The sequence below is a fragment of the Atopobium sp. oral taxon 199 str. F0494 genome (genome assembly GCF_000411555.1).
GTDB lineage: Bacteria > Actinomycetota > Coriobacteriia > Coriobacteriales > Atopobiaceae > Lancefieldella.
The window spans coordinates 684,503-711,097 of record NZ_KE150486.1 but is presented as its reverse complement, the minus strand read 5'-3'; the positions used below and the strand labels follow the sequence as shown (position 1 = coordinate 711,097).

General features: G+C 52.1%; 21 protein-coding genes. 14 read left to right on the top strand and 7 right to left on the bottom strand.

Going from position 1 to position 26,595, the window contains the following annotated elements; genetic code table 11:
• Positions 1-141 precede the first annotated feature (141 nt).
• The gene (locus HMPREF1527_RS03150) at positions 142-1,863 is read left to right on the top strand and encodes a phospho-sugar mutase (RefSeq protein ID WP_016477252.1); all 1,722 of its coding nucleotides are present in this window, start codon (positions 142-144) and stop codon (positions 1,861-1,863) included.
• A 21-nt stretch (positions 1,864-1,884) separates the two neighbouring features.
• Here the strand turns inward: HMPREF1527_RS03150 and HMPREF1527_RS03145 are convergent, their stop codons facing one another.
• Positions 1,885-2,940, bottom strand: a complete 1,056-nt coding sequence (locus tag HMPREF1527_RS03145; protein ID WP_016477251.1) for a hypothetical protein — start codon at positions 2,938-2,940, stop codon at positions 1,885-1,887.
• A gap of 240 nt (positions 2,941-3,180) precedes the next feature.
• Between HMPREF1527_RS03145 and HMPREF1527_RS03140 the strand changes: the two genes are divergently transcribed.
• A complete protein-coding gene (locus tag HMPREF1527_RS03140) occupies positions 3,181-3,615 on the top strand; it encodes an arginine repressor (protein WP_016477250.1) in 435 nt (144 codons plus the stop codon).
• A gap of 175 nt (positions 3,616-3,790) precedes the next feature.
• Here HMPREF1527_RS03140 and HMPREF1527_RS03135 read toward each other — a convergent pair whose 3' ends face one another.
• Positions 3,791-5,950, bottom strand: a complete 2,160-nt coding sequence (locus HMPREF1527_RS03135; protein ID WP_016477249.1) for a transglycosylase domain-containing protein — start codon at positions 5,948-5,950, stop codon at positions 3,791-3,793.
• A gap of 163 nt (positions 5,951-6,113) precedes the next feature.
• Between HMPREF1527_RS03135 and tyrS the strand changes: the two genes are divergently transcribed.
• From tyrS to HMPREF1527_RS03095, 8 genes are all read left to right on the top strand, one after another.
• On the top strand, positions 6,114-7,325 hold the full coding sequence (gene tyrS, locus HMPREF1527_RS03130; RefSeq protein ID WP_016477248.1) for a tyrosine--tRNA ligase: 1,212 nt from the start codon (positions 6,114-6,116) through the stop codon (positions 7,323-7,325).
• 9 nt (positions 7,326-7,334) lie between these two features.
• Positions 7,335-9,503: a DUF6541 family protein gene (locus tag HMPREF1527_RS03125; RefSeq protein WP_016477247.1), complete on the top strand. Its 2,169-nt coding sequence runs from the start codon at positions 7,335-7,337 to the stop codon at positions 9,501-9,503.
• 39 nt (positions 9,504-9,542) lie between these two features.
• Positions 9,543-10,445 (top strand): glucose-1-phosphate thymidylyltransferase RfbA, encoded by a 903-nt coding sequence (gene rfbA / locus HMPREF1527_RS03120; protein WP_016477246.1) that lies wholly within the window; start codon positions 9,543-9,545, stop codon positions 10,443-10,445.
• A gap of 1 nt (position 10,446) precedes the next feature.
• Positions 10,447-11,346 carry a dTDP-4-dehydrorhamnose reductase gene (gene rfbD / locus HMPREF1527_RS03115; protein WP_016477245.1) on the top strand — a complete coding sequence of 300 codons (900 nt, stop codon included), beginning with the start codon at positions 10,447-10,449 and terminating at the stop codon, positions 11,344-11,346.
• 1 nt (position 11,347) lies between these two features.
• A complete protein-coding gene (gene rfbB, locus HMPREF1527_RS03110; protein WP_016477244.1) occupies positions 11,348-12,415 on the top strand; it encodes a dTDP-glucose 4,6-dehydratase in 1,068 nt (355 codons plus the stop codon).
• A complete protein-coding gene (locus tag HMPREF1527_RS03105; protein ID WP_016477243.1) occupies positions 12,415-13,260 on the top strand; it encodes a phosphorylcholine transferase LicD in 846 nt (281 codons plus the stop codon). Before rfbB ends, HMPREF1527_RS03105 begins: the two co-directional genes overlap by 1 nt.
• 178 nt (positions 13,261-13,438) lie before the next feature.
• Complete coding sequence (locus HMPREF1527_RS03100) at positions 13,439-15,229, top strand: NTP transferase domain-containing protein (RefSeq protein ID WP_016477242.1); 1,791 nt, start codon at positions 13,439-13,441, stop codon at positions 15,227-15,229.
• A 29-nt stretch (positions 15,230-15,258) separates the two neighbouring features.
• A complete protein-coding gene (locus HMPREF1527_RS03095) occupies positions 15,259-16,206 on the top strand; it encodes a DMT family transporter (RefSeq protein WP_016477241.1) in 948 nt (315 codons plus the stop codon).
• 17 nt (positions 16,207-16,223) lie between these two features.
• Here HMPREF1527_RS03095 and HMPREF1527_RS03090 read toward each other — a convergent pair whose 3' ends face one another.
• The 3 genes from HMPREF1527_RS03090 to HMPREF1527_RS03080 form a co-directional block, all read right to left on the bottom strand.
• Positions 16,224-17,567 (bottom strand): Gfo/Idh/MocA family oxidoreductase, encoded by a 1,344-nt coding sequence (locus HMPREF1527_RS03090; protein WP_016477240.1) that lies wholly within the window; start codon positions 17,565-17,567, stop codon positions 16,224-16,226.
• Between the two features lie 3 nt (positions 17,568-17,570).
• The gene (locus HMPREF1527_RS03085; RefSeq protein WP_016477239.1) at positions 17,571-18,656 is read right to left on the bottom strand and encodes an alanine--glyoxylate aminotransferase family protein; all 1,086 of its coding nucleotides are present in this window, start codon (positions 18,654-18,656) and stop codon (positions 17,571-17,573) included.
• Between the two features lie 148 nt (positions 18,657-18,804).
• Positions 18,805-19,596, bottom strand: coding sequence for a glycosyltransferase (locus tag HMPREF1527_RS03080; RefSeq protein WP_016477238.1), 792 nt, complete (start codon positions 19,594-19,596; stop codon positions 18,805-18,807).
• Positions 19,597-19,686: 90 nt separating this feature from the next.
• Between HMPREF1527_RS03080 and HMPREF1527_RS03075 the strand changes: the two genes are divergently transcribed.
• Positions 19,687-20,607: a phosphorylcholine transferase LicD gene (locus tag HMPREF1527_RS03075; RefSeq protein WP_016477237.1), complete on the top strand. Its 921-nt coding sequence runs from the start codon at positions 19,687-19,689 to the stop codon at positions 20,605-20,607.
• Between the two features lie 84 nt (positions 20,608-20,691).
• Positions 20,692-21,987, top strand: a complete 1,296-nt coding sequence (locus tag HMPREF1527_RS03070; protein ID WP_016477236.1) for a lipopolysaccharide biosynthesis protein — start codon at positions 20,692-20,694, stop codon at positions 21,985-21,987.
• Positions 21,988-21,990: 3 nt separating this feature from the next.
• Here HMPREF1527_RS03070 and HMPREF1527_RS03065 read toward each other — a convergent pair whose 3' ends face one another.
• Both HMPREF1527_RS03065 and HMPREF1527_RS03060 read right to left on the bottom strand, forming a co-directional pair.
• The gene (locus HMPREF1527_RS03065) at positions 21,991-22,377 is read right to left on the bottom strand and encodes a DUF2304 domain-containing protein (protein WP_016477235.1); all 387 of its coding nucleotides are present in this window, start codon (positions 22,375-22,377) and stop codon (positions 21,991-21,993) included.
• A gap of 19 nt (positions 22,378-22,396) precedes the next feature.
• Positions 22,397-23,077 (bottom strand): glycosyltransferase family 2 protein, encoded by a 681-nt coding sequence (locus HMPREF1527_RS03060; RefSeq protein ID WP_016477234.1) that lies wholly within the window; start codon positions 23,075-23,077, stop codon positions 22,397-22,399.
• A 163-nt stretch (positions 23,078-23,240) separates the two neighbouring features.
• Between HMPREF1527_RS03060 and rfbC the strand changes: the two genes are divergently transcribed.
• On the top strand, positions 23,241-23,840 hold the full coding sequence (gene rfbC / locus HMPREF1527_RS03055; RefSeq protein WP_016477233.1) for a dTDP-4-dehydrorhamnose 3,5-epimerase: 600 nt from the start codon (positions 23,241-23,243) through the stop codon (positions 23,838-23,840).
• 66 nt (positions 23,841-23,906) lie between these two features.
• Positions 23,907-26,558, top strand: a complete 2,652-nt coding sequence (locus HMPREF1527_RS03050) for a U32 family peptidase (RefSeq protein WP_016477232.1) — start codon at positions 23,907-23,909, stop codon at positions 26,556-26,558.
• Positions 26,559-26,595 lie beyond the last annotated feature (37 nt).

The following is a 26,595-nucleotide window of genomic DNA, read 5'->3' as shown; positions in this document are numbered from 1 at the left end:
AAGGAATTTGGATACGGCATAAGGAAGAGAGACGTGAAGAAAATACTTGCAACAGACCTGCCACGGCGCGGCAGTTTAGCATAAAATACTGCTATAGGGGGATGCGTCGAAAAACGATGCGCTACATAAAAGGAGAAGCAAATGGATGCAAGAATTCAGGCTGCCGTTAATCTTTGGAATGCACATGTTCAGGATGCTGATTTGCGGTCTGAGTTTGATGGACTGCTTGCTCCCGAGAAGGTGGACGCTCTCTATGATGCTTTCTACCGCAACCTTGCCTTTGGCACGGCTGGCTTGCGCGGCGTGTTAGGTGTCGGAACTAATCGCATGAACGTATATGTTGTTGCTCAGGCAACGCAGGGCGTCGCCGATTACCTGAACGCTCACTACGACCATCCAACGCTGGCGCTGGCTCGTGATTCACGCAACAAAGGCGAAGACTTCCAGCGTGTAGTTGCCGGCGTTTTGGCCGCCAATGGCATCAAGGTCTTTGTGTATCCGCGCATCGAGCCGGTGCCAACGCTTTCGTTTGCCGTACGGTATCTGCATACATCAGCAGGCATTGTGCTTACCGCGTCTCATAATCCCGCGGTCTATAACGGCTATAAGGTATACAACGATAACGGCGGACAGATTACCGATGAAGCTGCCGTGGAGATTTCCGCCAACATTGAGCGCGTCGACCCCTTTGAGGTCAACGTGATGGACTTTGATGAGGGTTTGAAGCAGGGTCTGATTGAGTGGACTTCCGAAGAAGTGCTCGACAGCTTCATTGCGGCAATCAAGCGTGTGTCTGTTCCCGGCTTTAAGGCTGCTGATGGATACAAGGTTGTGTACACGCCGCTTAACGGCACAGGTATGGAGCTTGTGACGCGCATTTTGAAGGAGATTGGCGTCAATGACGTCAGCGTAGTTCCCGAACAAGCTATGCCTGACGGGAATTTCCCAACGTGCACCTATCCGAACCCGGAGTTCCGCGAGGCTCTTGAGCTGGCCTTGCGTCTGGCTGATGAAGTCAAACCGAATCTTCTTGTTGCAACCGATCCCGATGCCGACCGTATGGGCACCGCGATCCCGCATGCAGGAGATTATGTGCTGCTCTCAGGAAACGAGATGGGCGTGCTCTTGCTGAACTGGCTGCTTACGATGGCAGAGGAGCGCGGCGAGAAGCTCAATGAGAAAGTAGCTGTATCCACGATCGTCTCATCGGCTATGCCTGACGCGTTGGCGCGCGCTCGCGGCTTTGAGATGCGTCGCGTGCTTACCGGCTTTAAGTATATTGGCGACCAAATCGACCAGCTTAAGGCTGAGGGCGAAGAGAGTCGCTTCCTTATGGGCTTTGAGGAGTCCTATGGATACCTGGTAGGTACGCATGCGCGCGATAAGGACGCCATCGTTGCCACCATGCTCTGCGTTGAAATGGCCTCTTACTATGCCGCGAAGGGCATGGATCTCTATGAGGCGATGGACGCTCTCTATCAGCGCTACGGATACTATCTCAATGGCGTTGTAAACGCGGCTTTCCCGGGCGCGGCGGGAGCAGAGCGCATGGGAGAGATTATGAGCAATCTGCGTGAGACGCCTCTTGAGGAACTCGGCGGATATAAGGTTGTTGGCGTAACGGACTATGCTGCAGGCGCTCAGATGCCACGCGTTTCCGGTCTTCAAAAAGAAGCTCCGCAAACGCTTCCGGCATCAAATGTCATCGAATACCGCCTTGCGGGCGACCATAAGGTTATTTTCCGTCCTTCCGGCACAGAGCCAAAGGTCAAAGCATATCTCTTTACCCTTGGAAAGACTCGCGAGGAAGCTGAATCTCATCTCAGAGTTCTTGGAGACGCCGCTGAAAAGCTCCTGAAATAGGAGCTTTTCCCAGCACTTTTATTATTCCGAAGATTCGGCGACACTGACCATGTAGAGAGTTTCTGTGGAGGCAGCCACGGTGACGGAATCCCAGGGATGACTGGAGACTTCAGGCGAGGTTGGGTCATATACCATGACTGACCCATCGGCATTCTCGCTTGCAATCAATACCCAGTGCGCGGGGGCTCCGTCGCCGAAGGCGTTGGCTTTGACTTCCGCCAGAAGGTAGGTGCCCTGATCAAGCAGGGCATTGATATTTGCCGCGGAGGAGTCATAGCTCTGCGCGCGCAGTCCCAGCTTGTCAAGGTGATTTTCAATGAAGTCGCTGTGCATACCGGATTCTCCGGTTGCGTCATTGGCGGCGGTTACGAGCTCAGCGACATCAGAAGGCGTCTTGTCACCTTTGCCGACAAGACCCATATAGGCCATAGAGACGGCGGTGGGTCCTGAACCATTGACCGCAAGGATTGACGAACCATACGTCGTAGCGCCCCAACGGGTGTCCCAGGTATAGAGTTTGGGCGCTGTGCCCTTCTCGACGGTATCGCTGTACGACTTTGCTTGCCCGTCAGATGAAGGGTAGTTTGCTACAAAATCAATGGCCTCGGGATGTTTGAGGGCAAGTTCGGGAATTTTAGGGTCTTTGTAGTCGGCCGCATGCGCAGCTATCCACTTGAGGTTTTCTCCCTGGTCGAGCGCGGTGGTGAATTCTTTGGTGAGCTCTTCGCTTACGCCTGCGGCAACGCGGGAGTCAACGGGATTGGTTTGCGTTGTGGTCGCGGGCTTTCGGGAACATCCACGGACACAGCTTGAAATGAGGAAAATAATAAGAATCAAAGCGATAAGAGCGAGAATGCTCACTATCAATATGCGCTGACGGCTATTGAGGCGGCGGGAGAATGAAAAGTTAGCGAAACTGAATCCGCGAAGTGAAAATTGAGAGGGACGGCGCTTTCTGGACGAAGTCCGATGATGCCCCTGTTGTGTACGTCTTCTTTGTCCCTGGCGGTGGCGCTCAGAGCCGACGTCGTGCCGTGTATGGGTGAAATGGCGAGTCTCCTGATTGTCGTACGGCATGATTCCTCCACGCATACCTGCAAAATGTTTGAAAATGTACCTAGAACTTAGTGTACCTGGAACTCAGCTCTAATGTATCTGAATGATACGTCTCTACACGATACAAAAGAGAAAAAATGCGGCGAGTGCGGCCAATTGGCCTTTGAGCGTAGCATTTTTCGCTGTAAAAGGCGGAAGAGCAACGAAAGATTTATTTGAGAGTATGATTTTAGTTTAAAAGATGATAGGGAGGATTGATTCGTGAAACACTATACGACGCGACAGAATGCCATACGCGAGCTTATTCGAAGCAATCCTATCCGTACGCAGCGTGAATTGGTCGCGCTTCTCAGAGAGCGTGGATTTTCCTGTACGCAGGCAACGGTGTCTCGCGATACGGCGGAAATGTGCCTTAGGAAACTCTCCGAGGGTACCTATGTGCTGTCTGAGGATATGCACCTTCAGCATATGCTGTCCGAGTTCGTAATCAGCGTTACTGCGGCCGGCAATCTGGTTGTCGTTCGTTGTCACCCCGGTACGGCTTCTGCTGTAGCCTTCGCAGTTGACGAGGTTAAACTTAATTTTTGCGTAGGGACTATCGCCGGCGCCGATACGGTATTTCTCGCAATCGACGAGCCCGCTCACGCTCAACAAGTATGCGAAGTCATTGAACAGTTGGGCAGTATAGACGTGTAGGTAGTACCCCTGTCCGTAGCCTTTGGCGAGAAGCCCCTCTTTTGGCTGATTTGCTGATACCACTATCTGGGACATAGTCGTACAAAAGAAAGCCTCCACAAAGGAGGCTTTCTTTAGACTGCCGGTACAACTGAGCGCTGCCGGTAAAGGCAACGTATTACTCCCTTTCTTACTCTTACGGCGTGGAAGGAGTGGAAGGCGTAGATGGCGTAGACGGTGTTGAGGGCGTAGATGGCGTAGACGGTGTTGAGGGGGTAGATGGCGTTGAAGGCGTATCCTCGTCATCGGTATCTTCTTCCTCTTCCTCCTCTTCATCGTCCGATTGGCTGGTATTGGTTTGTGTTTGTTGAGTCTGCTGCGTCTGCTGTGTCTGATTAGTTTTATTCGTAGTGTTCGAGCTGACATTGCCAGCAACAAACTTCCATGAACTGTTTGGTTTGTAGTCAATAGTCGTTGTGGTTGTGGGGAATTCTTTTCTCGGAACGCCCTGCAGCGCCACGTTCATGTAATACGCCCAGACATATTGCGATGTGGTAAATGTGGAACCTTCAGCACCATGGAAAAGAACCGCTTCGTGTGCGTCGGGATATCCCATCCATACAACGGTCGCAAGCTGCGGGGTATAGCCACAGAACCAAAGGTCTTCAGCGTTGTCGGAGGTACCGGTTTTACCGGCGATTGGCTGGTTGAAGGTGGAAAGGCTTCGAGCATACGTTCCTGTGCCGCTGGAAATAACTCCCTTGAGCACTTCGGTGGTTGCCTGAGCAACTTCGGGGCGAAGGGCCTGCACGGCGTTGTCTTTATGCTCATAGACGACATTGCCGTTACGGTCTTCAATCTTGGTAATCGCAACGGGGTCGTGGCGCACGCCGCCGGAGGCAAGCGTTGCAAATGCCGTACAGTGCTCGACAGCGGTGACGCCTTGAGAGCCGAGGGTAGTAGAAAGATATGGAGAGAGATTCGTGCGAATGCCCATGGCATAGCAGGTATTCAGGATCTTCTCGATACCGAGCGCCTCAGCGACCTGGGCGTAAGCGGTGTTAGAGGAAACCGCGGTTGCTCTTCTGAGTGTCATATTGCCGTAGCTGTATCCGCCAAAGTTACGGACACGCCAGGTGGGAGTAACCTGAAGGGGAGAATTGCAGTTTAAGACAATGTCCGGGTTCATGCCGGAGTCAATGGCCGCGACAAGGGTGTACATCTTAAATGACGAGCCCATCTGGCGGTAGGTAGTGGTTGCAAGGTTGTATTGGCTCTTGCTGTAGTCCTGTCCGCCAACCATGGCTTTAATGTAGCCGTTTGACGGATCGATAGACACAAGCGCCGCGCCCAGGCGGGAATTGCCCAGCTCCTGAAGGCGTCTGTTGCAAGCGTCCTCAGCGGCTTTCTGCAGGTCTGGATCGAGTGTGGTGTAGACCTTGAGACCGCCCTGCATGATGGTGTCGGAATCAAAGTCCTCCTGAAGCAGATTTTTTACATAGTCAGTAAAGTATGGATACTTGCCAATTGATTCCGTGAGCTTGCCGGGATTGAGCACAAGGTCTTCATTGATGGCACTCTCGTATTCTTCATCTGAGATGTCGCCTTGCCGATGCATGCGCTCAAGGACGGTGTTGCGGCGGTCCTTTGCGGCTTCGGGATTGACTGTGGGATCGTAGGAAGAAGGAGCCTGGGGAAGGCCGGCAAGGGTGGCCGCTTCAGCGAGGGTGAGCTCATTGGCGTGCTTGTTGAAGTAGATAATCGAGGCGGCTTCAATGCCATAGGCGCCGTTGCCGTAGTAGATGGTATTCAGATACATGTTGAGGATTTGATCCTTGGAGAATTTTTTCTCCATCTGAATGGAAATATACGCCTCGCGCACCTTGCGCTTGGCGGAACGCTCGAACTGCTCGTTTGAAAGAACCGTGTTGCGGACCAGCTGCTGCGTGATGGTGGACGCTCCTTCGCCGCCGCCGGTCAAAGCGCCGACAGCCGCGCGGGTGATACCCCAGGCGTCAATACCGCTATGCTGATAAAAACGGCGATCCTCAGTATCGATTGTCGCTTGTATGACGTATGGGGAAATCTGATCAAGCGTCACTGAGCGGCGCTGTTGAAGGTAATAGTCGACAATGTCATTGCCTTTTGCGTCATAGACCCGTGTAGGTTCTGCGACAAGATATGCGTCTGCAGAGTTGTAATCGGGCAAATCATCCAACCATGTGGAAATAACCGCGCCCATGGAAAGGGCAAAAGCGAGGGCGAGAAGAGCAAGAAACCCAAAAAATCCTGCTATACCAAACCCTACTACGTGCGTATTTGCGTGCTTATGTGCTCGACGGGTCCTGATACCCATTGCGCCTCCTTGTCATAGTCCTGACAATTATATAGCGCAATTGTCATTTTCCATGAAAAAAGACAGCTTTATATTGATGTAGACTGTTAGAGGTAGTTTATGCCGCGAAAAACGTGTGCTTCATAACAGTATTGAACGTCGCCGTATGCGAAAGGGTAGATTCGTGCTTCCAATTGAAGATCAGCTTAAAGTCATTACGTCAGGTACGATGCAAATCGTTCCGTTTGAAGGATTGAAAGAAAAACTCGCAAAGGGCGAACCTCTCAACATTAAGCTTGGCGTCGATCCAACCAGCCCCGATTTGCATCTTGGACATGCGGTTCCGCTGCGCAAAATGAGACAGTTTCAAGACCTCGGACATAAGGTCACGCTTATCATTGGCAACGGCACGGCCCTTATCGGTGATCCGTCCGGAAGGGATTCCACAAGGCCTTCTCTGACGTCGGAGCAGGTTGAAGCTAATGCGCAGACGTATGTCGAACAGGCTATGAAGATTCTCGATCCCGAGCGCACGGTCGTTGTCCATAACGGCGACTGGATTAAGCCGATGAACCTTGAGACGATGCTCAGTCTCATGAGCAAATTTACGGTTGCGCGCATCCTGGAGCGTGAGGATTTTTCCAAGCGTTACCACAACCAGCAGTCCATTGCGCTGCATGAGTTTATCTATCCGGTGCTGCAGGCATACGATTCGGTCATGATTAAGGCTGATGTTGAAATGGGCGGAAACGACCAGATTTTCAACCTGCTTGCCGGTCGTGACCTCATGCGTGATGAAGGTATGGAGCCTCAAATCGCGCTCACGATGCCACTGCTTGAGGGCACCGATGGCGTCAAAAAGATGTCAAAATCCTACGGCAACTACATTGGCCTCACTGATGAACCTGCCGATATGTACGGCAAGATTATGTCCATCCCTGATAAGCTGGTGCCTCGCTATTATCGTCTTTGCTCAACGCTTACGATCGATGAGGTTGACGCTATCGACAAGAGCTTTGAAGACAACACAGCTGATCCATATACGCTCAAACGCGCTCTCGGCCGCAATATCGTTGAGCTCTATCATGGAGCGTCCGCCGCGCTTGCCGCGGAGGCCGCTTTTGATACGCTCTTTAAGAAGCATGAGATTCCAGAAGATGTCCCCGAGTTTGCCATCGAACTGACGCTGAATGACCAGGGTCTCGTATATCTGCCCAAATTGATGGTTGAAACCAAGCTTTCAGCTTCAGCGGGAGACGCGCGCCGTCTGATTGACGGGGGCGGCGTCAAGATCAACGGAAAGGCTTTGGTGCCAAAGTCATATAATGTTGAGCCGGCGCTTCTCGCCCATGCGGTGTTGCAAGCCGGAAAGCGGCGTTTCGCAAAATTGGTATAGGTGACGGCCATGTGGAGACAGTTTGCGCTCGTCCTGCTTATTACCGTACTGTTCGTATACCTTCCCGGGTTTCTGGTTGTTCTTTCGCTTAAGAGCAAGCCGGTAACTTCACTGGTGGTTGCGCCTGCGATATCCGGAGCGCTCTTTTCAATCTCAGGCATCGTGATATATCCGCTCGGTTTTAAGGGGATTATTCCTCTTTTGGTGGGCGTGTGTGTGCTCTGTGCGCTTATTTTTGGCGTGGCGGAGTTTTGCAGAAGGCGTTTCAAGTGGAAATCTGAGATACCCGAGCAGCTTGACTGGAAGTTTTTTCTCATAACCGCCGGCATAACGTCAGTGCTTTTTGCGGTCATATTTCACAAGGCCATCAGAAATCCCGCGTGGTTTTTACAGAGCGCCGATAACTATGCTCATCTCGACTACATTGCACGTAGTATGAACTCAGGCGTGTACTCCATGTTCCATGCGTCGTTCTACAGCGGTTCTCTTCCAGCTCAGCAGCTTCCTTTTGTTGATGAAAGCTTTTATCCGTACGCCTTCCATATTTTTGCTGTGGTGGTTGCACGCGTCATGGATGTTCGAGCGACTGTAGCGGAAAATGCGGTGTGGTTCGTATTTGTCGCCATCGTATATCCGGTGGGTATAGCTGCGCTGTTTCAAGGCATATTCAGAAAGCAAAAGCTTATTGGTTCTATCGCGGTTGCCGCGGCGGTGTTTGCGAACATTGCCTTCCCGATTCGTGCGGTTACGGTACATGGCATCTATCCTAATGTGATTGCCTTCTGCTGCGTTCCTGCCTGCGTTTACCTTTTTGTGGCGTCCACAGGAGGCTTCGATGAAAGGGCTCGAAAAGCCACGGTTGGGAAGGGAACTCATTTCAAGGCTCTGAGCGAGGCTGAGCATAAAGGTGGCGAGAAGATCTTCTCTGCCTGTGGCCTTGTTCTGCTTGTGATTGCGTTGCTTGGTATGCTGTGCATGCAGCCGAACGCTGATTTCTTCTGGGCGGTGCTGGTATTTCCTTACATTTTGGTATCGCTTATTCCTCGGATTGTCAGAAGCTTTGGGTTTGATCGCTCGGTTGAGCCAAAAGTGCTTAGTGCGTCAATTCCCGGGTTCTTCCTTATTGCGGTACTTGCCTGGATTGCGGTGCTTAACGCTCCTTTTATGCGGCCGACAGTTAACTTCCTTTGGGATCTTTCGTCCAGTCCTGATAAGGTGCTCTCCAATATTTTGAACTTCGGCCTGCTGATGGGTATGCCAGTGTTCTTCTACTCGGTATTCTTCTGGATAGGTTTCGCGCATTGCTGCTGTAAACGCAGTTACCGCTGGCTCACACTCTCCTTTATCTTTGTTGCGATTCAGTTTGTCGCAAGTTTGTCTGAAAATATCGCCGTGAAGCGCTTTTTGACGGGCTTTTGGTATACCGATCCGGAGCGAACGGCTGCCATGGTTGTTATAACCGCCGCTCCCATAGTTGCGCTAGGTGTCTATGACGCATCGGCAGGTCTCGTATCGCTTATCGCGAGCGGTATTCGCCGCCTTGCGTTCGGGAAAAACGCCGGAGAAAAAGATACCGCACTTGGAATGGACGCCTCAGAACACATACGTCCTTCTTGCGGTGCGATGGTGGTAAAGGCGGGGATAAGCTCAATTTTGGCCGTGGTATGGCTTTGCTGCCTTATGAGTCCCTGGGATTTATTCAAGCTGCCCGCTCACGAAAAGAGTGAGATTCGATGGGGCATCCAGTATATGCACGAAGCTTACGCTCCAGAAGGATGGATGCCCTATTCGGTGTATGAGCAGGATTTTGTTACTAAGGCAAAAGAGATTACAGGCGATGAGGTAGTGCTCAACAATCCCTTCGACGGCTCAATGATGGCCTATGCCGTCAATGGCATGAACGTCTATTACCGCAACAAGATTGAGGAGAGAGAAACCCCGGAAAGCAGACTTATCCGAACCAGAATTACTAAGGTGGCAAGTGACCCTGAGGTGCAAAAGGCCATAAAGAAAGTGGGTGCTCACTACGTACTGGTGCTTGATTATGAGAACCCAATCCAGCTTGGCCATGAGCAATATGACTTACCTGACTTTAAGATATCCGATGATACGCCTGGCTTTGAGACAGTGCTTTCAGGGGGACCGTATCGCCTGTACCGTATAACGGCAATCGATTAAGATGTGATGGGACTTGAGACGATGACGGCGGGAGGAAGCATGAAAGGCATTATTCTTGCGGGTGGAAGCGGCACAAGACTCTATCCGCTGACAACAGTGACATCTAAGCAGCTGCTTCCGGTATATGACAAGCCCATGATTTATTACCCACTGGCAACGCTTATGCTTGCGGGCATTCGCGACGTGCTGGTTATCTCAACGCCACGCGATTTGCCCAACTTTGAGAGCTTGCTGGGTGACGGATCAGATTTTGGCATCTCCATCAGCTATGCCGAGCAGCCGTCTCCTGACGGTTTAGCGCAGGCGTTTGTGATTGGCAAGGATTTTATCGGTGCTGATCCCTGTGCGCTTATCCTAGGCGACAATATTTTTTATGGAAATGGACTTTCCAAGCTTGTCCGGGACGCGGCTGCTAAAGCCGAGAAGTGCGGCCGAGCAACGGTGTTTGGCTACCATGTAGATGATCCCGAGCGCTTTGGCGTGGTTGAGTTTGATGCGGACTACAATGCCGTTTCTATTGAAGAGAAGCCTGAGCACCCCAAATCAAATTACGCGGTAACAGGCCTCTATTTCTATGACGCTCGCGTAACCGAAATGGTGAAGCAGGTCAAGCCGAGCGCGCGCGGTGAGTATGAAATCACCGACCTCAACAGGCTCTACCTTGAAGACGGGGCGCTTGACGTGGTGACACTGGGACGAGGTTTTGCCTGGCTTGATACCGGCACTATGGAGTCGCTTTTTGAGGCCTCTACCTTCGTGCGAACGGTAGAAACAGCGCAGGGACTGCCCGTCTCCGTTCCGGAAGAAATCGCCTTTGACAACGGTTGGATTGACCGCGAGAAGCTCGTTGAATGCGCAGAGCGTTACGGCAAGTCTGATTATGGCAAACACCTCAGAAGCGTTGCCGAAGGCCGCGTAGTCCCGAGCGGAAGGGGAGAATAGCGTGAGGATTCTTATTACCGGCGCCCATGGACAACTGGGTAATGAACTTAAGCGCCTGCTTGAGACTGGACAGGCTGAGATAGGGCCGATTTCTTCCGCATATAGAGACGCGAATGTTGACTATATTGATATCGATGAGCTTGATATCTCAAAGTATGAGGACGTTGATGCTTGGTTTGCGACTCACGATCCATACGACCTTGTCATCAACGGTGCCGCTCTGACGAATGTTGATGGCTGCGAGCAGCACTTTGATCAAGCCTTTGCCGCCAACGCGCTGGGACCTCTGAACCTGGCCCGTGCCTGTAATCGCATGGGAGTAAAACTTCTTCACGTCTCAACAGATTACGTATTTCCCGGCACTGATCCGCGTCCGCGAACCGAGGTGGACGCGCCTGCGCCAATCTCAGCCTACGGACGCTCAAAGCTTGCCGGTGAGGGACTGGCACTTTCCGCAAATCCCCGCACGTTTGTCGTGCGCGTGGCATGGCTGTATGGATATGTGGGTAAGAACTTTGTCGCGACCATGCGCTCTCTTGGCGAGAAGTACGATGAGATATGCGTGGTAGACGATCAGTTTGGTAACCCCACGAGCGCCAACGATCTCGCCTACGAGCTCTGCGCCCTGGGCGTAACCGAGAACTATGGAATCTATCACTGCACCAATGAGGGTACCTGTTCCTGGGCTGATTTTGCGGAAGCGATTATGCAAGGAAGCGGACTTGACTGTCGTATCAAGCGTGTAAGCTCGGCAGAATGGAAAGAGATGCACCCTGAAAGCGCTTCTCGCCCCGCATACTCCTCTTTGGAAAATGCGCACCTGATTGCTACTATTGGAAATGAAATGCGTACTTGGCAAGAAGCCCTTGCCGCCTATCTTACAACGGTTGGAAGAGGATAGTGTGAACACATATTTGGTGACCGGAGGCGCCGGTTTTATCGGATCGAATTTCATCCACTATCTGCTGCGCACGCGCGAGGATGTTCGCGTGGTTAATGTGGATATACTGACCTACGCGGGCAATCTTGAGAATTTAAGCGCTTACGAGGGAGATGCCCGTCTTGTCTTTGAGCAGGTAGACATACGCGATCGAGTGTCTCTCGCACGTCTTTTTGAGCAGTATGATCCTCAGTATGTGGTAAATTTCGCTGCTGAGAGTCACGTTGACCGCTCCATAGAAGATCCGGGGGCTTTTGCAGATACCAATGTGATGGGAACGGTGGCGCTCCTGAGTGTCGCGAGAGCAGCATGGGATGATGGGTGCGGTGGTTTTGGTGACCATACGTACCTGCAGGTTTCAACCGATGAGGTATACGGGTCACTGCCTTTGGACGATCCTGAGGCGTTTTTCCGTGAGGATACGCCGCTGTCTCCGCACAGTCCGTACTCCGCTTCAAAGGCAAGCGCGGACATGTTTGTGCAGGCGTGGTTTGATACCTATAGGTTCCCGGCGATTATCACACGTTGTTCCAACAACTACGGGCCTTATCAGTTCCCTGAGAAGCTCATTCCGCTCATGATTCAGAATTGCCTAGATCATCGCGAGTTACCCGTGTATGGAGACGGACTCAATGTGCGCGACTGGCTGTATGTGGATGACCACTGCAAGGCTATTGCTCTGGCGCTTGAAAAGGGGCGCCTGGGACAGGTATACAATGTCGGCGGTCACAATGAGCGAAATAACCTTTACATTGTGAAGCGAATTATTTCCGAGGTAGCTCGTGCGACCGGCGATGCCGCAATCAATGAGAGCCTTATCAAGCATGTGACAGACCGTAAAGGTCATGACCGCCGCTATGGCATAGCGCCCGATAAAATCCGAGAAGAACTTGGCTGGTATCCGGAAACTCCATTTGAAGAGGGGATCGTCAAAACGATTGCGTGGTACCTTGAGAACCGTACGTGGGTCGAGCATGTGATAAACGGGTCCTATCAGGAGTATTACAAGAAAATGTACGAGGGGCGATAATGCGCGAATACGATGAAGAAACCCTGCACCATCTGCAGCGCGTTGAACGCATGATTTTCAAGGATTTTATTGGTACATGTGAGCAGCATAACCTTCGCTATTTTGGTATTGCGGGAACAGGTATCGGCGCCTTGCGCCATAAGGGTTTTATACCTTGGGATGACGATATCGACGTTGCGCTTCCGGCTGAGGATTTCCACAAGCTGCTTGAGATATACGATCGCGAATGGGCTGACAAGTACACCATTATCAATACGGAGCGCGACAGCAACTATCCGTTTCCCACGACGCGTATCATGCTCAAGGAAACGCAGTTCTGCGAAGAGGCGCTTGCAACGCTTCCGCTTGATTTGGGCATCTTCTTAGACGTGTACTGCTTTGACAATGTTTCGGATGATGAAAAAGCTTACAAAAAGCAAGCGAATGACACATGGTTCTGGTCGCACATGCGCATTCTTGTCGAGGTGCCGCATCCCGTCATTATTGCTGACGGCATCAAGGGCAAGCTATTGCGCGCCGGCGTGGTAATCGGCAGAAGCGTCTGTAAGCTTTTTCACGTCTCGACACGCAACATGTATAAACGTGAACAAGAGGCTCGTAACCGCTATGCGCAGGTAAAGACCAAGCGTATTGCCTATATGAACGACACCAATAAATGGACGCAGACGTATTATCTTGATGATATTTTTCCAGTAAAGAAACTTGAGTACGAAGGTATGATGGTCGCCTTCCCGCGTGATCTCGAACACCAGCTTGAACTTATGTATGGTGATTACATGCAGCTTCCGCCTGTCGAGAAACGCAAGAACCATTATCCCGCCCGTTTGGATTTCGGGCCGTACTGAGACGCTCTGAATATCTGACGTGTGCTAAAGCGCTACCTGTCGTATATGCAGGTAGCGTTTTTTCTTGCGTCTGTGTTCAAATTATTGTTATAATGCTAATAAATTGAACACGTTAGTAGTACTATGGCGTTATACCGACAGTTACGATGCTGCACAGGTATGAACGCAGGGAGGTTGTATGGCACTGACAAAGAATGTTTTTACTGTTCTGAAGATGTTTGCGAGTACAAATGAAAAGCTCAGCCAGCGTCAGCTTTCTGAGGCAACGGAGCTTTCGCTTGGAACGGTCAACGCTGCTGTCAAAAGTCTTGAGGATCAAGGACTCATTGAAGACCGCATGATCACTCGAAAGGGCCTGGAAGCGCTTAAACCGTATGCCGTCGACAATGCCATTATTATGGCGGCGGGACTTTCTTCTCGCTTTGCTCCCATCTCATACGAAAAGCCGAAAGGCGTATTGAGAGTGCGTGGAGAAGTTTTGATTGAACGTCAGATTCTCCAGCTTATGGAGGCAGGCATCACTGATATCACCGTGGTTGTGGGATACAAGAAGGAGTACTTCTTTTACCTTGCGGGCAAATACGGCGTTACCATTGTGGTCAACCCCGACTATGCGACGCGCAATAACAACTCGACGCTCTGGCACGTCAGAAATCAACTGGGCAATACCTATGTCTGTTCATCAGACGACTACTTTACCGTCAATCCCTTTGAACATTACGTGTATGGCGCGTATTACTCGGCTGCTTATGTCGCGGGACCTACGAAAGAGTGGTGCCTGAAAGAGGGGTCGGGAGGTCGTATCACTGGCGTTGAGATCGGTGGTTTTGACGCGTGGGTCATGCTTGGACATGTGTATTTTGACCGTGCTTTCTCAAAACGATTCGTTGAGATTCTCGAGGCGGTTTACGACAGGCCGGAGACTGCCGATAAACTGTGGGAAGATATCTACGCTGACCATATCAAGCAGCTTCCTATGGCTATTCGCAAATACCCCGATGGGGTTATCAATGAGTTTGACTCCCTTGATGAACTGCGTGAATTTGATCCGACCTTTATTGAAAACATTGATTCCGAGATATTTGACAACATCGTTTCTGTACTGCACTGCGAGAAATCCGACATTCATGACTTTTATCCACTCAAGCAGGGACTTACCAATCTTTCCGCCCATTTTACGGTTGGCTATGGCGAGCATGCGCAAGAGTACGTGTATCGCCATCCCGGTGTCGGAACGGAGAAGCTTGTTGACCGAGCAGGCGAAGAGGCAGGTCTTCGCCTTGCTCGAGAGCTGGGCCTTGATAATACGTTTATCTACGAAGATCAAAAAGAGGGATGGAAAATATCTCACTTTGTGAACAACGCAAAGAATCTTGATCCCCATGATCTTGAGCATCTGCGGCGAGCCATGGAGATGGACCGTACGCTTCACGAGAGCGGAGCTGTGCTTCAGCGGCGCTTCAGCTTTGTTGATGAAGGCCTCAGCTATGAGAAGGTCTTAAAGGAGCGCGGTCCCATTGAGGTTCCCGGTTATTTTGAGCTGCGCGAGAAGATCTTGAAACTTAAAGCGTATGCCGATGCTGACCATGCCAAAACAGTCATTTCCCACAATGACTTTTTCTGTCTCAACTTCCTTATTGATGAGAACGATACCTGCAGCCTGATCGATTGGGAATACGCGGGCATGTCTGATGAGGCAAGTGATTTCGGCACTTTTACAGTATGTTGCGAGCTTTCCGATGAGGAAGCCAACAAAGCCATTGACTATTATTTCGGACGCGCTGCAACGTTTGAAGAGCGTCGTCACTTCTGGAGCTATGTGGTTTTCGCAGGATGGTGCTGGTACCTTTGGTCACTTGTTAAAGAGGCTGAAGGCGAAAATGTGGGCGAGTGGTTCTTTATCTATTATCGCTACGCCGCACAGTATGTAGACCGGCTTTTGAGCTGGTATGAAGAAAATCAAGCGTAAGGCATCGGACGGGAAGGCAGGACCTTACTATGCAATACGGATTGGCGAGCGGTATCCTTTGGGCGGTCGATACGGTAATTTTAGGCGTGGCTCTTGGCATGGCGCCGTATCTTGACGCGTCTCAGGCATCAATTGTCAGCGCGTGTGCGCATGATGTTTTTGCAGCATTGATCCTCTTGGTATTCATGGGCGTTCGGGGACGTCTGAAAGATACCGTTTCCGCTCTGAAAACGCGCAGTGGAAAAGTGGTTATGCTTGGCGCGCTGCTTGGTGGCCCTATCGGTATGAGTGGCTATCTTGCGGCCATCAACAATATCGGACCGGGTTATACAGCAGCTATTTCCGCTTTTTATCCTGCGGTTGGTTCGGTTCTGGCCTGGCTTTTGCTGAAGGAACGCATGAATCTCAAACAAGTGCTGGCACTTCTCGCGGCGCTTGTGGGCGTCATGCTTATGGGGCTTACTTCAGCCGATGCTGTTACCGGGAACGGCAACGTAGTCGTTGGCATCATCGGCGTTTGCGCCTGCGTTTTTGGATGGGGTTCTGAGGCGGTCATTTTAGCCTGGGGTATGCAAGATGCCGCCGTTGACAATGAAACTGCGCTTCAGATTCGCGAGACCACTTCAGCTCTTGCCTATGGCATTGTTGTGGTTCCCCTGACGGGTTCGTTTGGCTTTGCCGTTCAGACGGCGGTGTCGCCGGCAAATGTCGTTGTTCTTCTCGCTGCTTTAGCCGGTACCGTATCGTATCTCTTCTACTACAAAGCGATTGACGCTATTGGAGCCTCTCGCGGCATGGCGCTGAACATTTCGTATTCTGCATGGGCTGTTATTTTTGCGGCTCTTGCGGGCGTGCTGCTGCCGGCCATCATGCCTGAGGCGATACCGACGCCGCTAGCCGCAGTGTGTTGTATCGTCATCATTATAGGTACGGTGCTCTCAGCGACGCCCGACTGGCGCGAACTCAAAATCAAGTGAGAATCTTAGGAGAAAACTTAGTCGATTCTGAGGGTGTCAGGGTTGTTGTAGTAGTCGCCCATAATCTGACAGAGTGCGGATGAAATGTCTCGCGTGATGTAAGAATTTTCCCGACCCGTGGATACCGCTTGCACAAAGGTGATGAGTTCGTAGCGAAATCCTTCGCCTTCAAGCTGATAAAAGTAGCGCTTATTGTCGGCAGGGTTCTCGTAGCGGATTTCAAAGTAGTCAGTCTTCCACCAGGGCGCGGGGACATACACGTAGGCATCGGTGCCGGAGACGATCAGTTCGCCTTCAGATTTAACGCCGGTAGCTACCTTCATGGAGGCAACCGCATTCGGGTACACCAAATCAATCTTGGTGAATTCCCCTTCGTGCACATAGCCCTTCTCGCCGCGGGCGACTATCTGCCTAGACGTATAGCCGGTGCCCAAAAGCTGGAAAATGGGAAGCAGCGCGATGGGACCCCATTCGCCCATGCCGCCCCAGTTAGCGCCCGAAACCGCGTTGTCGTCTTTGCTGTAACGGAGTGTGGTGCAAGTTGCGTCGACGGAGACGACCTTACCAATTTTCCCACCCTTGACCAGCAGACAGAGTCGGTGATACGCCGTGGAATAGGCGGTCTTGATGGCGTCTTGGAGCACAAGGTTGTGTTCGCTTGCGTATGACGCCAGCGCCTCGCCTTCATGGGTCGTGAGAGCAAACGGAGACTCGCACAGCACATGCTTGCCCGCCTTGAGCGCATGCTCCACCTGCGCGTGGTGCAACAGCGGGTCGGAAGAGATGATTACCGCATCTACGGCGGCGAGAAGTTCGTCGATGTTGCTTGTAACCAGAGGGAGTGCGGCGAGTCCTTTAGCGAGCGACTCTTTGTGGGAAGTTGCGACCCCTACAATCTCCATGCCGTTGACAAACCGGGCTTGCCGGCGGTACTTGTCCAGCCAAGGAGCGTCACCGATGAGGCCGACTTTGAGACGGTTGTCCTCTGCACGCAGGCTTGTGCTTGAGATACCTTTGGTGCGATCGAGATATACCACCTTGCAATAGTCGGAAAGGTAATCAAACTTGTCTTTCCAATCGGAGCCGATGGCAAAAATGTCAATGCCATAGCGTTTGATATCGTCAATCTTTTGACCTTCGTACTCTTCGACAATAATTTCGTCGGCAAGACCGGTCTCACGTACATTTTCGATGCGTTCGGAAAGCGATTGTGTAACGTTAATCTTTCCGCGGGCCATATCGTAGGCCTCGGCCGTTACGCCGACGATAAGGTAGTCCCCAAGCTCTTTTGCCCGTTTGAGAAGGTTGATATGACCGTAATGAAGCAGGTCAAAAGTACCGTATGTAATTACCTTTGTCATAGATTACTTCCTTGGAGTCAGAAGACCTCGACGCTTGAGATCAAAGAGAGCTGCTACCAGAAGAGCGTTGTCGCTGAGCGGGTGACATCCGATATGACCCACACGGAACGAGGTGTCGGCGTTGGCTCCGCCATTTGGACAGACCCACATACCGTAATCGTCTTTCAGGGTCTGGAAGATGTGCTTTGCGGAATAGGTGCGCGTATGCAAAAACGTTACGGCATTCGAGGGAGAAACAAGGCGCATGTCAAAAGGCAGATCCGCTGCGCGCTCACGGAAGTCTCGCGCGACGGCGGCCGTGCGTGCAACTTCCGCGTCGGCGCCTCCGGTTTCTTCAATCATCTGAAGACGCTTGTTGATCTGAATGAGGGTGCTGACGGCAGGGGTAAAGGGAGTCTGTCCCCGCTGGCCGTTTTCGAGCAGAGCATTAAGGTCCAAGTACATGCACGGCGCTTTAATGTTTGTGATGCGCTCGACAGCATGAGGAGCAAGCACAATTGGAGCTATGCCCGGAGGGCAGGCAAGAGCCTTTTGCGCGCCTGTAATCAGTACGCCTGCTCCTAAGGCTTCCATATCAAAGGGGTCAGCTAAAAACGAACTGATGCCGTCAACAATGAGAAAAAGATTGTTCTTCTCGCAAAAACGGGCGATAAGGTCCGCGTCGTACAGGATGCCTTGAGAGGTCTCACCCAAATTGACAAGAAATGCAGTGTAGCCTTTGCCGTCAAAAGGAGATAAGTCGGCTTCGGTAAGGGGAGTACCGTAGGTAAGTTCAAGAGCGGTATGAGGAATCTCGTGGAGTTCAAGCATCTGGCGGAAGCGATGTCCGAAACTGCCACCGTCAACCACGAGCGCTTTATCGTCGCGGGTTAATGTACCTGTGACTACGGCTTCCATGGCAGAAGTGCCGGAGCCCGTGACAAATACGGCGCGGGAGTCTTTTGGAGCGTGTGCCATCTTGCAGAGGAGCCGCTCGTTTTCGAGCATGACGGCGGAAAACTCCGGGGTTCTGAAATAAGGAACATTTTGTGCGCCCAGCGCGCGAATCTCATCAGCGGATGGTACGGGTCCAACGGCAAAGTTAAGCATGGCTCTCCAATGATTTTTGGTCAGAACGTTTTAAGTATACAAGGCATGGAAGGCGACTGCGCCGCTCGTGAAGGGCAAGAGCTTATACAAGAAACGCAGGAGCGGCCTCAAGAGGTGCAGGGAGGCCTTGACCGCAAGACAGCCTTTCTCACCCATTGCTTTTTTGACCTCTTTTGTAGGCAAGGTTGATAAGTTCCGCTATAGGAGCCGGCCAGAACTTTTTAAGCATTGCAAGGTCTTCTGCCTCGCGGCGGTTATCGCGTATGAGATGGCTGGTTTCGGAATCTTCATGAATCCGATGGAGCATCAAAACATTTGTGTTGTAAAGGAAATCCCCCTCCTTGCGGCTGATTCTCTCCCATGCCTGCCAATCGAGGTTTGAGCCGAATCCGGCTTCAAAAACAGGAAGCTCAAGATTGGGGAGACAGAGGGTGACAGAAGGGCAGCAGATGGCACACCCCAGCTCAAGCGCGCGTCGCTTTGCCCATCGTTTGCCTGCGTTTTCAAGCTTGCCAAGGGAATAGAGCAGACGGCGCTTGACACTCAACAGTCTGTTGTCATTCACTTCACGCCCGTCTCTGAGCTCGCTGTAATTGGTGAAGTATATGAGAGGTAAAATTGAAGAGTTTATGCGCGTAAGCATTTCTTCGGCATAGGCGGGCTTGTATATATCGTCCTGGTGGGCGATAGTTACTAAAGGAGTGTCGCAGCAGCTGACGGCAAAGTTCCAATCTCCGGCGATGCCTCCGGGTCCGTCATTGACATACATTCTGATGTCGTACTTCTCGCAAAGGCCGCGAATCAAATCATTGGGAGTGGAGGTTGCGAGGAGCAGCGTAGTAGAGAGCGTCTGCTCCTTAAGCGAGTGGATGAGCTCTTCCAAATACGGGCTTTCCCCGTAGGCGCATATAGCAAAGGTGTGATCGGCTGATGTGTACATGATATCATCCCGTCGTGAGGCGTTTGTTGTGGAGCGTTTTATTACCTGTATTATAGAAACATTGACCGAAACTTGTCGGCTGGAGTCTTTGTGGGATTTGAAACGTATAGAAGCTATGATGACCCAAAGGAATTGCGCCGGGTCCAGATTCTTTCCACCATGCTGATGGACGAGCTTGATCGTGTCTGTGGTGAGCTGGGTATTTCCTATCAAGCGTACGGCGGTACCGAGATTGGTGCCATTCGGCATAAGGGTTTCATTCCCTGGGATGACGATGTGGACATTTCGATGTTTCGCGAGGACTATGAGACGTTTCTCTCAGAGGGTCCGTCGCGTATCCGACCGGACTTCATCATTCAAAACGGCCGTACCGACGACTTCTTTCCTGCGGTGAATTCTAACCTGTCTTTGAGAGATACGGTCTGCGTACCTGACGAGTTCATGGGCTGTCCGTTTACCTATGCTATCTCCATTGGCATCTTCCCGTTCGACAAGGTCCCCCAAGATCCAAAAATATATGCCCGCGCGCGGCGGCGTACCTGGTTTTGGGGACGTCTGAATTTCCTGCGCGCAACACCCAGGCCGCATATACCTTTGGGAGGCTGGAAACGCAAAGTGGCTCTCGTGGGGTGTTTTTTGATTCACTGGGCTTTACGAATTCTGCATGTTCCGTCAAAGTTCATTTTGAGCCATTGGGACAGGGCGGCTCGTCTTGGTGAGCATGAAAAAACCGACGTTTACGCCAGTTTCGTTGAGCCTGATCCCGAAAATTGGACCATGAGCAAAAGCGATGTATTTCCGACCGTTCGTGTTCCGTTTGAAGACATCACTACGGTTCTTCCCAAAGAATACGACAAGCTTTTGCGGTTGGGATACGGTGATTACATGCAGCTCCCTCCGGAGGGTGATCGTAAGAACCATCATCCTGGCAGACTTGATTTTGGCAAGTGGAAAGACATCGATGTTACCAAGGGAAGCCGGGATGCCTTTAAGGCCTTCGGCACCATGTAAACCGCACGTCCCGCCGCTCGTAGTTTGAGACGAGTGGCATACGGGAAACGTAGAACGTGAAGTGAAGTACGGCGAGAAGGGCTCATGAACATCGAAACGTCTCCGACGCAAATGCGGAAAAACTATTTTTGGAACACGCTTGGCTCTCTGATGAACGCTGCGTCAACGGTCCTCATGCTGATGGCGGTGACGCAAACGATGGGCGCTGCTGCAGGAGGTATTTTCTCGCTGGCGTATGCGATTGCGCAGCAGCTCATGGTAGTCGGTCATTTTGAAATTCGCACGTATCAGGCGACCGATACGGAAGAAAAGTTCCCGTTTGGCGTTTATCTGGGAGCACGCTGTATTACAACGGTATGCATGATGGTTGGCGTAGTGGTGTATTCCGCTGCTACGCAGGGATTGACGTACGAGGGATTGCTTTTTACCCTGATTGCTTCGCTGCGCCTGTTTGATGTTGTTGAAGACGTATTTCACGGCATGTTTCAGCAGCACGGACGGCTTGACATTGCGGGCCGTGCGTTTTTCTTCCGGGTATTGACGACGGTTATTGCGTTTGCCGTTGGCGTTGTGCTTACTAAGAACTTGCTGGTAGCTTGCCTTGTTTCTTTTGCGGCATCCGCAGTTGTGATGGTTGTGTTGATTTATACACCTGCAAAGGCGATGGAGTCGCTCAAACCATCTTTTGATCTGCGCTTTATTGGAAAATTACTACTGACTACGGCACCGCTTTTTGCCGGATCATTCTTGCTGACATATGTAGTGGGAGCACCCAAGTATGCGATGGCAAGTTTTATGAGCAAAGAGTATCAGACGTTTTATGCGGTGCTCTCTATGCCGGCGATGGTTATCAATCTTTTAAGTAATTTCGTCTTTAAGCCGCTTTTGACCGACATGGCCGAGCGCTGGACCTCACGAAATACAGGCGCGTTTTTGTCCCTTATCCTTAAGGGTTTCGGCGTAGTGACGCTGGCTACAGTACTTACGATGGCTCTTGCATGGCCGTTGGGGGTACCGGTTTTAAGCGCGCTGTACGGACTTGATTTTTCTCCGTATCAAGTGGAGCTTATGGTGCTTTTGGTAGGAGGGTGGCTTAACGCGCTTACGGTAATCCTCTATTACGCCGTGGTTACGATGAGAAAACAGGTCGGTGTTTTGGTGAGTTACGCATGCGGTGCCGGTTTTGCTTTTGTGGCCTCAAGTTACTTCATTACAACGTGGGGCATCATGGGCGCCTGTCTTCTGTATGACGCATCGCTTTTGGTGCTTGCCATAGTATTCGGCGTTTTTTGTGCGCTGGGATTGCGCGGAGTCAATGTCAAATCCAGCGCTATCAACAACGCTGCCGTCAGCGAGTCCGATGAGACGGCAGAGCGTTAGACCCTACGTCCGTACGGAGTGGTTGGAATCGGTAATGTGATCGAGGTTCTTCTCGTCACGCAGCTCTTTATCGTGAAGGGCGATTGTGGCGGAAAGTGATTCGACCTTATGAGTCAGTTGCGAGATGCTGCAGGACTGGTGGAACAGTTTGATGAGCATCAGAGCGATAACAACGACCAAAACAAAGTTACTGGTTGAGACAAACCCAAAAAGTTGAGAAAAGAAAAAGGGAATCTGCGGGATAAGGGCGAACAGCAGAAGAAGGGTCGCCGATGTAACCCAGAATACCGAATCCGAAATGCGGATTCGCGATTTGCGAACGCTGTGGATAACGATGCCGAGCGCAAAGAGGGCGCCAAGAAGCAAAGAAATGCGGAGCATTATGGACATGAGACCACCTTATCTCAGGTTATCTAAACCACTGGAACAGAAGAAGTGAAAGACACGTGCGCGCCATATAGACGATGGAGCTGTAAAAGTTGAGATAACTCTTGCCGCCCTGACGTTCGCGCATCTCGGTCTGAATTTCGCTGACTCGCGCGCCCTTGCGCATTAACAGCGAAATAGTATCTGGCTCCGGAGAGAAATCAAACGAACGAGCGTAGATATCAATCATTGAGGCGTTGTACATGCGCATGCCGGATGTTGGATCGGTGATACTCTGTCCGGTACTGCGTTTGATAAGCCAGCTGATAAGCTTGGAGCCAATCTCTCTAGCGCTTGATCCGCGCTGCTTAGTCACAAAGCGGGATGCGATCACAATATCTGCATGGTCGCGCTCGAGCGCTTCTGCCATGACGGGGATGAATTGCGGCATATGCTGGCCGTCAGAGTCAAACTGCACGGCCGCGTCGTACCCATGGTCTTTGGCATAGCGCATGCCGGCACGAAATGCCGCTGAAAGCCCGCCATTGACCGGCAGGCTTATGTAATTGAAGTTGTTTCGGCGGCAGATGGCCAGCGTATTATCGGCTGATCCGTCGTTGATGACGACGTAATCGATGAATGGGCATGTCTGCGTCAATTCGGTAACAGTATCCGCGATACAAGCTTCTTCGTTGTATGCGGGGACGATTGCAAGAATCCTCACGATGTTCCTTCTGTGCGGTCCGGTCAGAGTTTTACTGGAATAATAATAGCGTACTCATTGGCTGTTTGTTTGAGTTGTCTGCTTGTTTGAGTATAGTTATCTGTCGGGTCACCAAGCAAGCGGTGAGACAGCAAGTAGATCATACAGGAAGGGAAGCCGTATTGTGGCTGAATTGACAGGACGTTCCGTAACATCGGGCAATTTCACGTTTACCCCCACTTCAATTGAGGGCGTAGTAGTAGTTGACGTGAAGGCGTACGGCGACCTCCGTGGGCAGTTTATGGAGACCTATCGCCGTGAAGACTTTCTCGCAGGCGGTATTGACGCGAATTTTGTGCAGGATAATCAATCCTCTTCGGTGCAGGGTGTGCTTCGGGGACTTCATTTTCAAATTGCGCATCCCCAGGCGAAACTTGTTCGGGTCATACGCGGCGCTGTTTTTGACGTAGCTGTTGATTTGCGTGCAGGTAGCCCTACTTGGGGTATGTGGGAAGGAATTACCCTTTCTGCGGAAAACCGTCGCCAATTCTTTATTCCGCGAGGTTTCGCGCACGGGTTTTTGGTGCTTTCGGACGAAGCTGAGTTTTGCTACAAGTGTGACGACACCTATCATCCAGGCGATGAAGGTGGCGTTATGTGGAACGATCCCGAGATAGGTATCGTCTGGCCGGCTTTTCTCGGCGAGAAGAGCTTTGATCCCGCGCGTGTCATCCTTTCCGATAAGGATATGGTGCATCCGCCACTTTCCGCGATACAAAGGTAAGCGGCTGAGCCTGCACGACAGCACTCAGCAATTTGGCCGATAGCAGCATTTGAGCAAGGTATATAGATGAATGAACGAAACCGCCGTGAGCGCGCGCTTGTTCCCGGCGAGAAAAACCGTATGAATGAAGCCTCATGGACGCAGGCTTCATCAAGTGCGCTTCAAACGGCAGATCCGCTGCCCGCAGCTGCCTCCATGGAGCTTCTCGCTCCGGCGGGAGGTCCCGCCGCGTTCAATGCGGCGCTGGCGGCAGGCGCTGATGCTATCTACTGCGGCCTTGGTAGTAGCTTCAATGCGCGGCGCAGCGCTGATAACTTTGACGATGCTTCATTTGCGGCGGCGTGCAGACGTGCACACCTTGCTGGCTCACGCGTGTATGTGACGGTCAATGTGGTAGTCAAATGGGACGAGATGCAGCGCGTATTGAGGCTTGTCCGCCGCGCGTGGCTGTTAGGCGCCGATGCCTTCATTATTCAAGACTGGGGTCTTCTGGCACAGGTAAGAACAACCTGGCCTGAGATGGAGTGCCATGTTTCCACGCAGGCGAACATTCATGACGCGCGTGGCGTTGCATTCTGTCGTGAAATTGGCGCCTGCCGCGTGACGCTTTCTCGTGAATTGGCCCTGCAAGAAATTGCCCGTATCGCCCAAGAAGGCGTTGAAGTGGAGTGCTTTGGCCACGGTGCACTTTGTTTTTGCTACTCGGGTATCTGCCATATGAGCTCCATGCGCGGGGACCGCTCCGCCAACCGCGGCGCTTGCGCACAACCCTGTCGTCTTCCGTATGTGCTGATGGACGCTGCACATACGGTTGTTTCACGCCCGGAGTTTGACCGCCTGTTGTGTCCCAAGGATTACTGCACCATTGACGACCTGCCGGAGTTAGCGCAAGCGGGCGTAGGTTCGCTCAAGATTGAAGGCCGCATGAAGGCTCCCGAATACGTCTATTCGGTGGTCTTTGCGTATCGAGAAGCGCTTGACACTTTGGCGGCCGGCAAAGACTCCGCTACTGCTGCGGCCTGCCGCCATCGCCTGCTTAAGCGTTCCTTTAATCGCGGGCTGACTGACGCATATCTGCACGGAACCGCAGGCAATGAAATGATGAGCTACGAGCGGTCAAATAACCGTGGCGAGATGGTCGGCGAGGTTGTGGGTGGCCGCGCGCTTGAAGATGCTGTTGAGAAAAAGGGAGGGCTCAACGGTGGCCGCGTCAAGTTGCGTCGTTACAAACAGGCGGACGTTGACGTGACGGTGCACGCGCCCATCGGCAAAGGAGACCTGCTCGAAATCAGACCCCTTGATGACCCGACTAAATTCCTGACTGCCTTAGCGCCGTGTGAAGCTGCGCCTGGAGATACCCTGACGGTCAGAGCCGCTCGTGTGATGCAGCCAGGCTCCATCGTGCGTGTGATTCGCTCCGAGGCGGCGCGCTTAAAAGCGGAGCAAATCTCCTCACGTGACTATCCCCGTAAACGCGCCGTTACCGTACGCGTTTTTGCAAAAGTTGGTCGGCCGTTTGCTGTTGAGCTCACTACCGCAGACGGCACCTTTTCCGCTTGCGCTGAAGGCTTTATCGTTGAGGCAGCTCGTACCAAGGCGGTCAGCGCCGCTGAACTTACGGAGCATGTAGGCCGCATGGGTGCGACCCCTTTTGACCCCGTCTGTTTTGACATCGAACTTGACGCGGGCTGCGGCATGAGCTTTTCTGCTGTTCACACAGTGCGCACGAAGGCCTGCGATGCGCTTGAAAAAGAAATTCTTGCCGTATATAGCAGCCGCGAGAAACACACGGCGCCCCTTTCGCGCCGCGCTGCTGAAAAAGAGTGCCGCGCCGCTGAAAAGGAACGTCATGCTGCCGGCACTGAGACAACGCTTGTGAAAGATCTCACTTCTGATTGCCCGCGAGTGGCTCATGCGGAGGTATGCGCTCTGGTGGTTTCTCCGCGCCAAGCTTATGCCGCGCTTGACGCGGGCGCGAGTCGTCTCTATGCAACCGCTGACGTACTTGAGGAATACGCGTGGCCGCAGGAGCTGAAACAGCGCGTCATACCGTGGCTTGACGAGGTCTGCCGCGAGGTGGACCACGAGCGCCTTGATTCCTTCATTCGCAGCGGGATACCCGTAGCTGTCGGCAATATTTCCGAGTTGGCGTTGGCGTATGCACGGGGCGCGGCTCCTGAGATTCGCGAATGTATTCCTATCCACAACGACTATGCGCTTGCAGCCTTGGCTGACAGGGGAGCTTGCGGCGTTTGGCTTAACTCTGAGCTGACGCTTGCGGAAATTATGCACCTTGCAAAAAACGCTTCTGTTCCTGTTGGATACCTGGTCAGCGGTCGTACGCGTACCATGACCTCGGAGCATTGTGTGTTGATGTCAACAGGGAAGTGCGCACATGACTGCGATATGTGCAAGCTGCGCCTTGAGCCCCACTACCTTTGCGGCATAGACAATGACTACATGCCCGTGATAACGGACCTTCACGGACGCTCGCGCATTTGGAGTCCCAAGCCGTTTGACGCGGTTCCTGAGGTGGCAGTGCTGCTTTCAAGTGGTGTTTCTCGTCTGATGGTTGATGCGACGTTGCTTGATCTCAGGCAGACAACGTCGGAGGTAGAGCGCGTGTGTCTGGCGGTACGTGCCGCTTTCAAGGGCGAGCCTCTGCCGAACCGCCTCGAAGGAGCCAGCGAGGGGCATCTCTTCTCGTCTATCGGCTAATCGTATCATTTGCCATTCTTTGGGTATGATAGGAGCG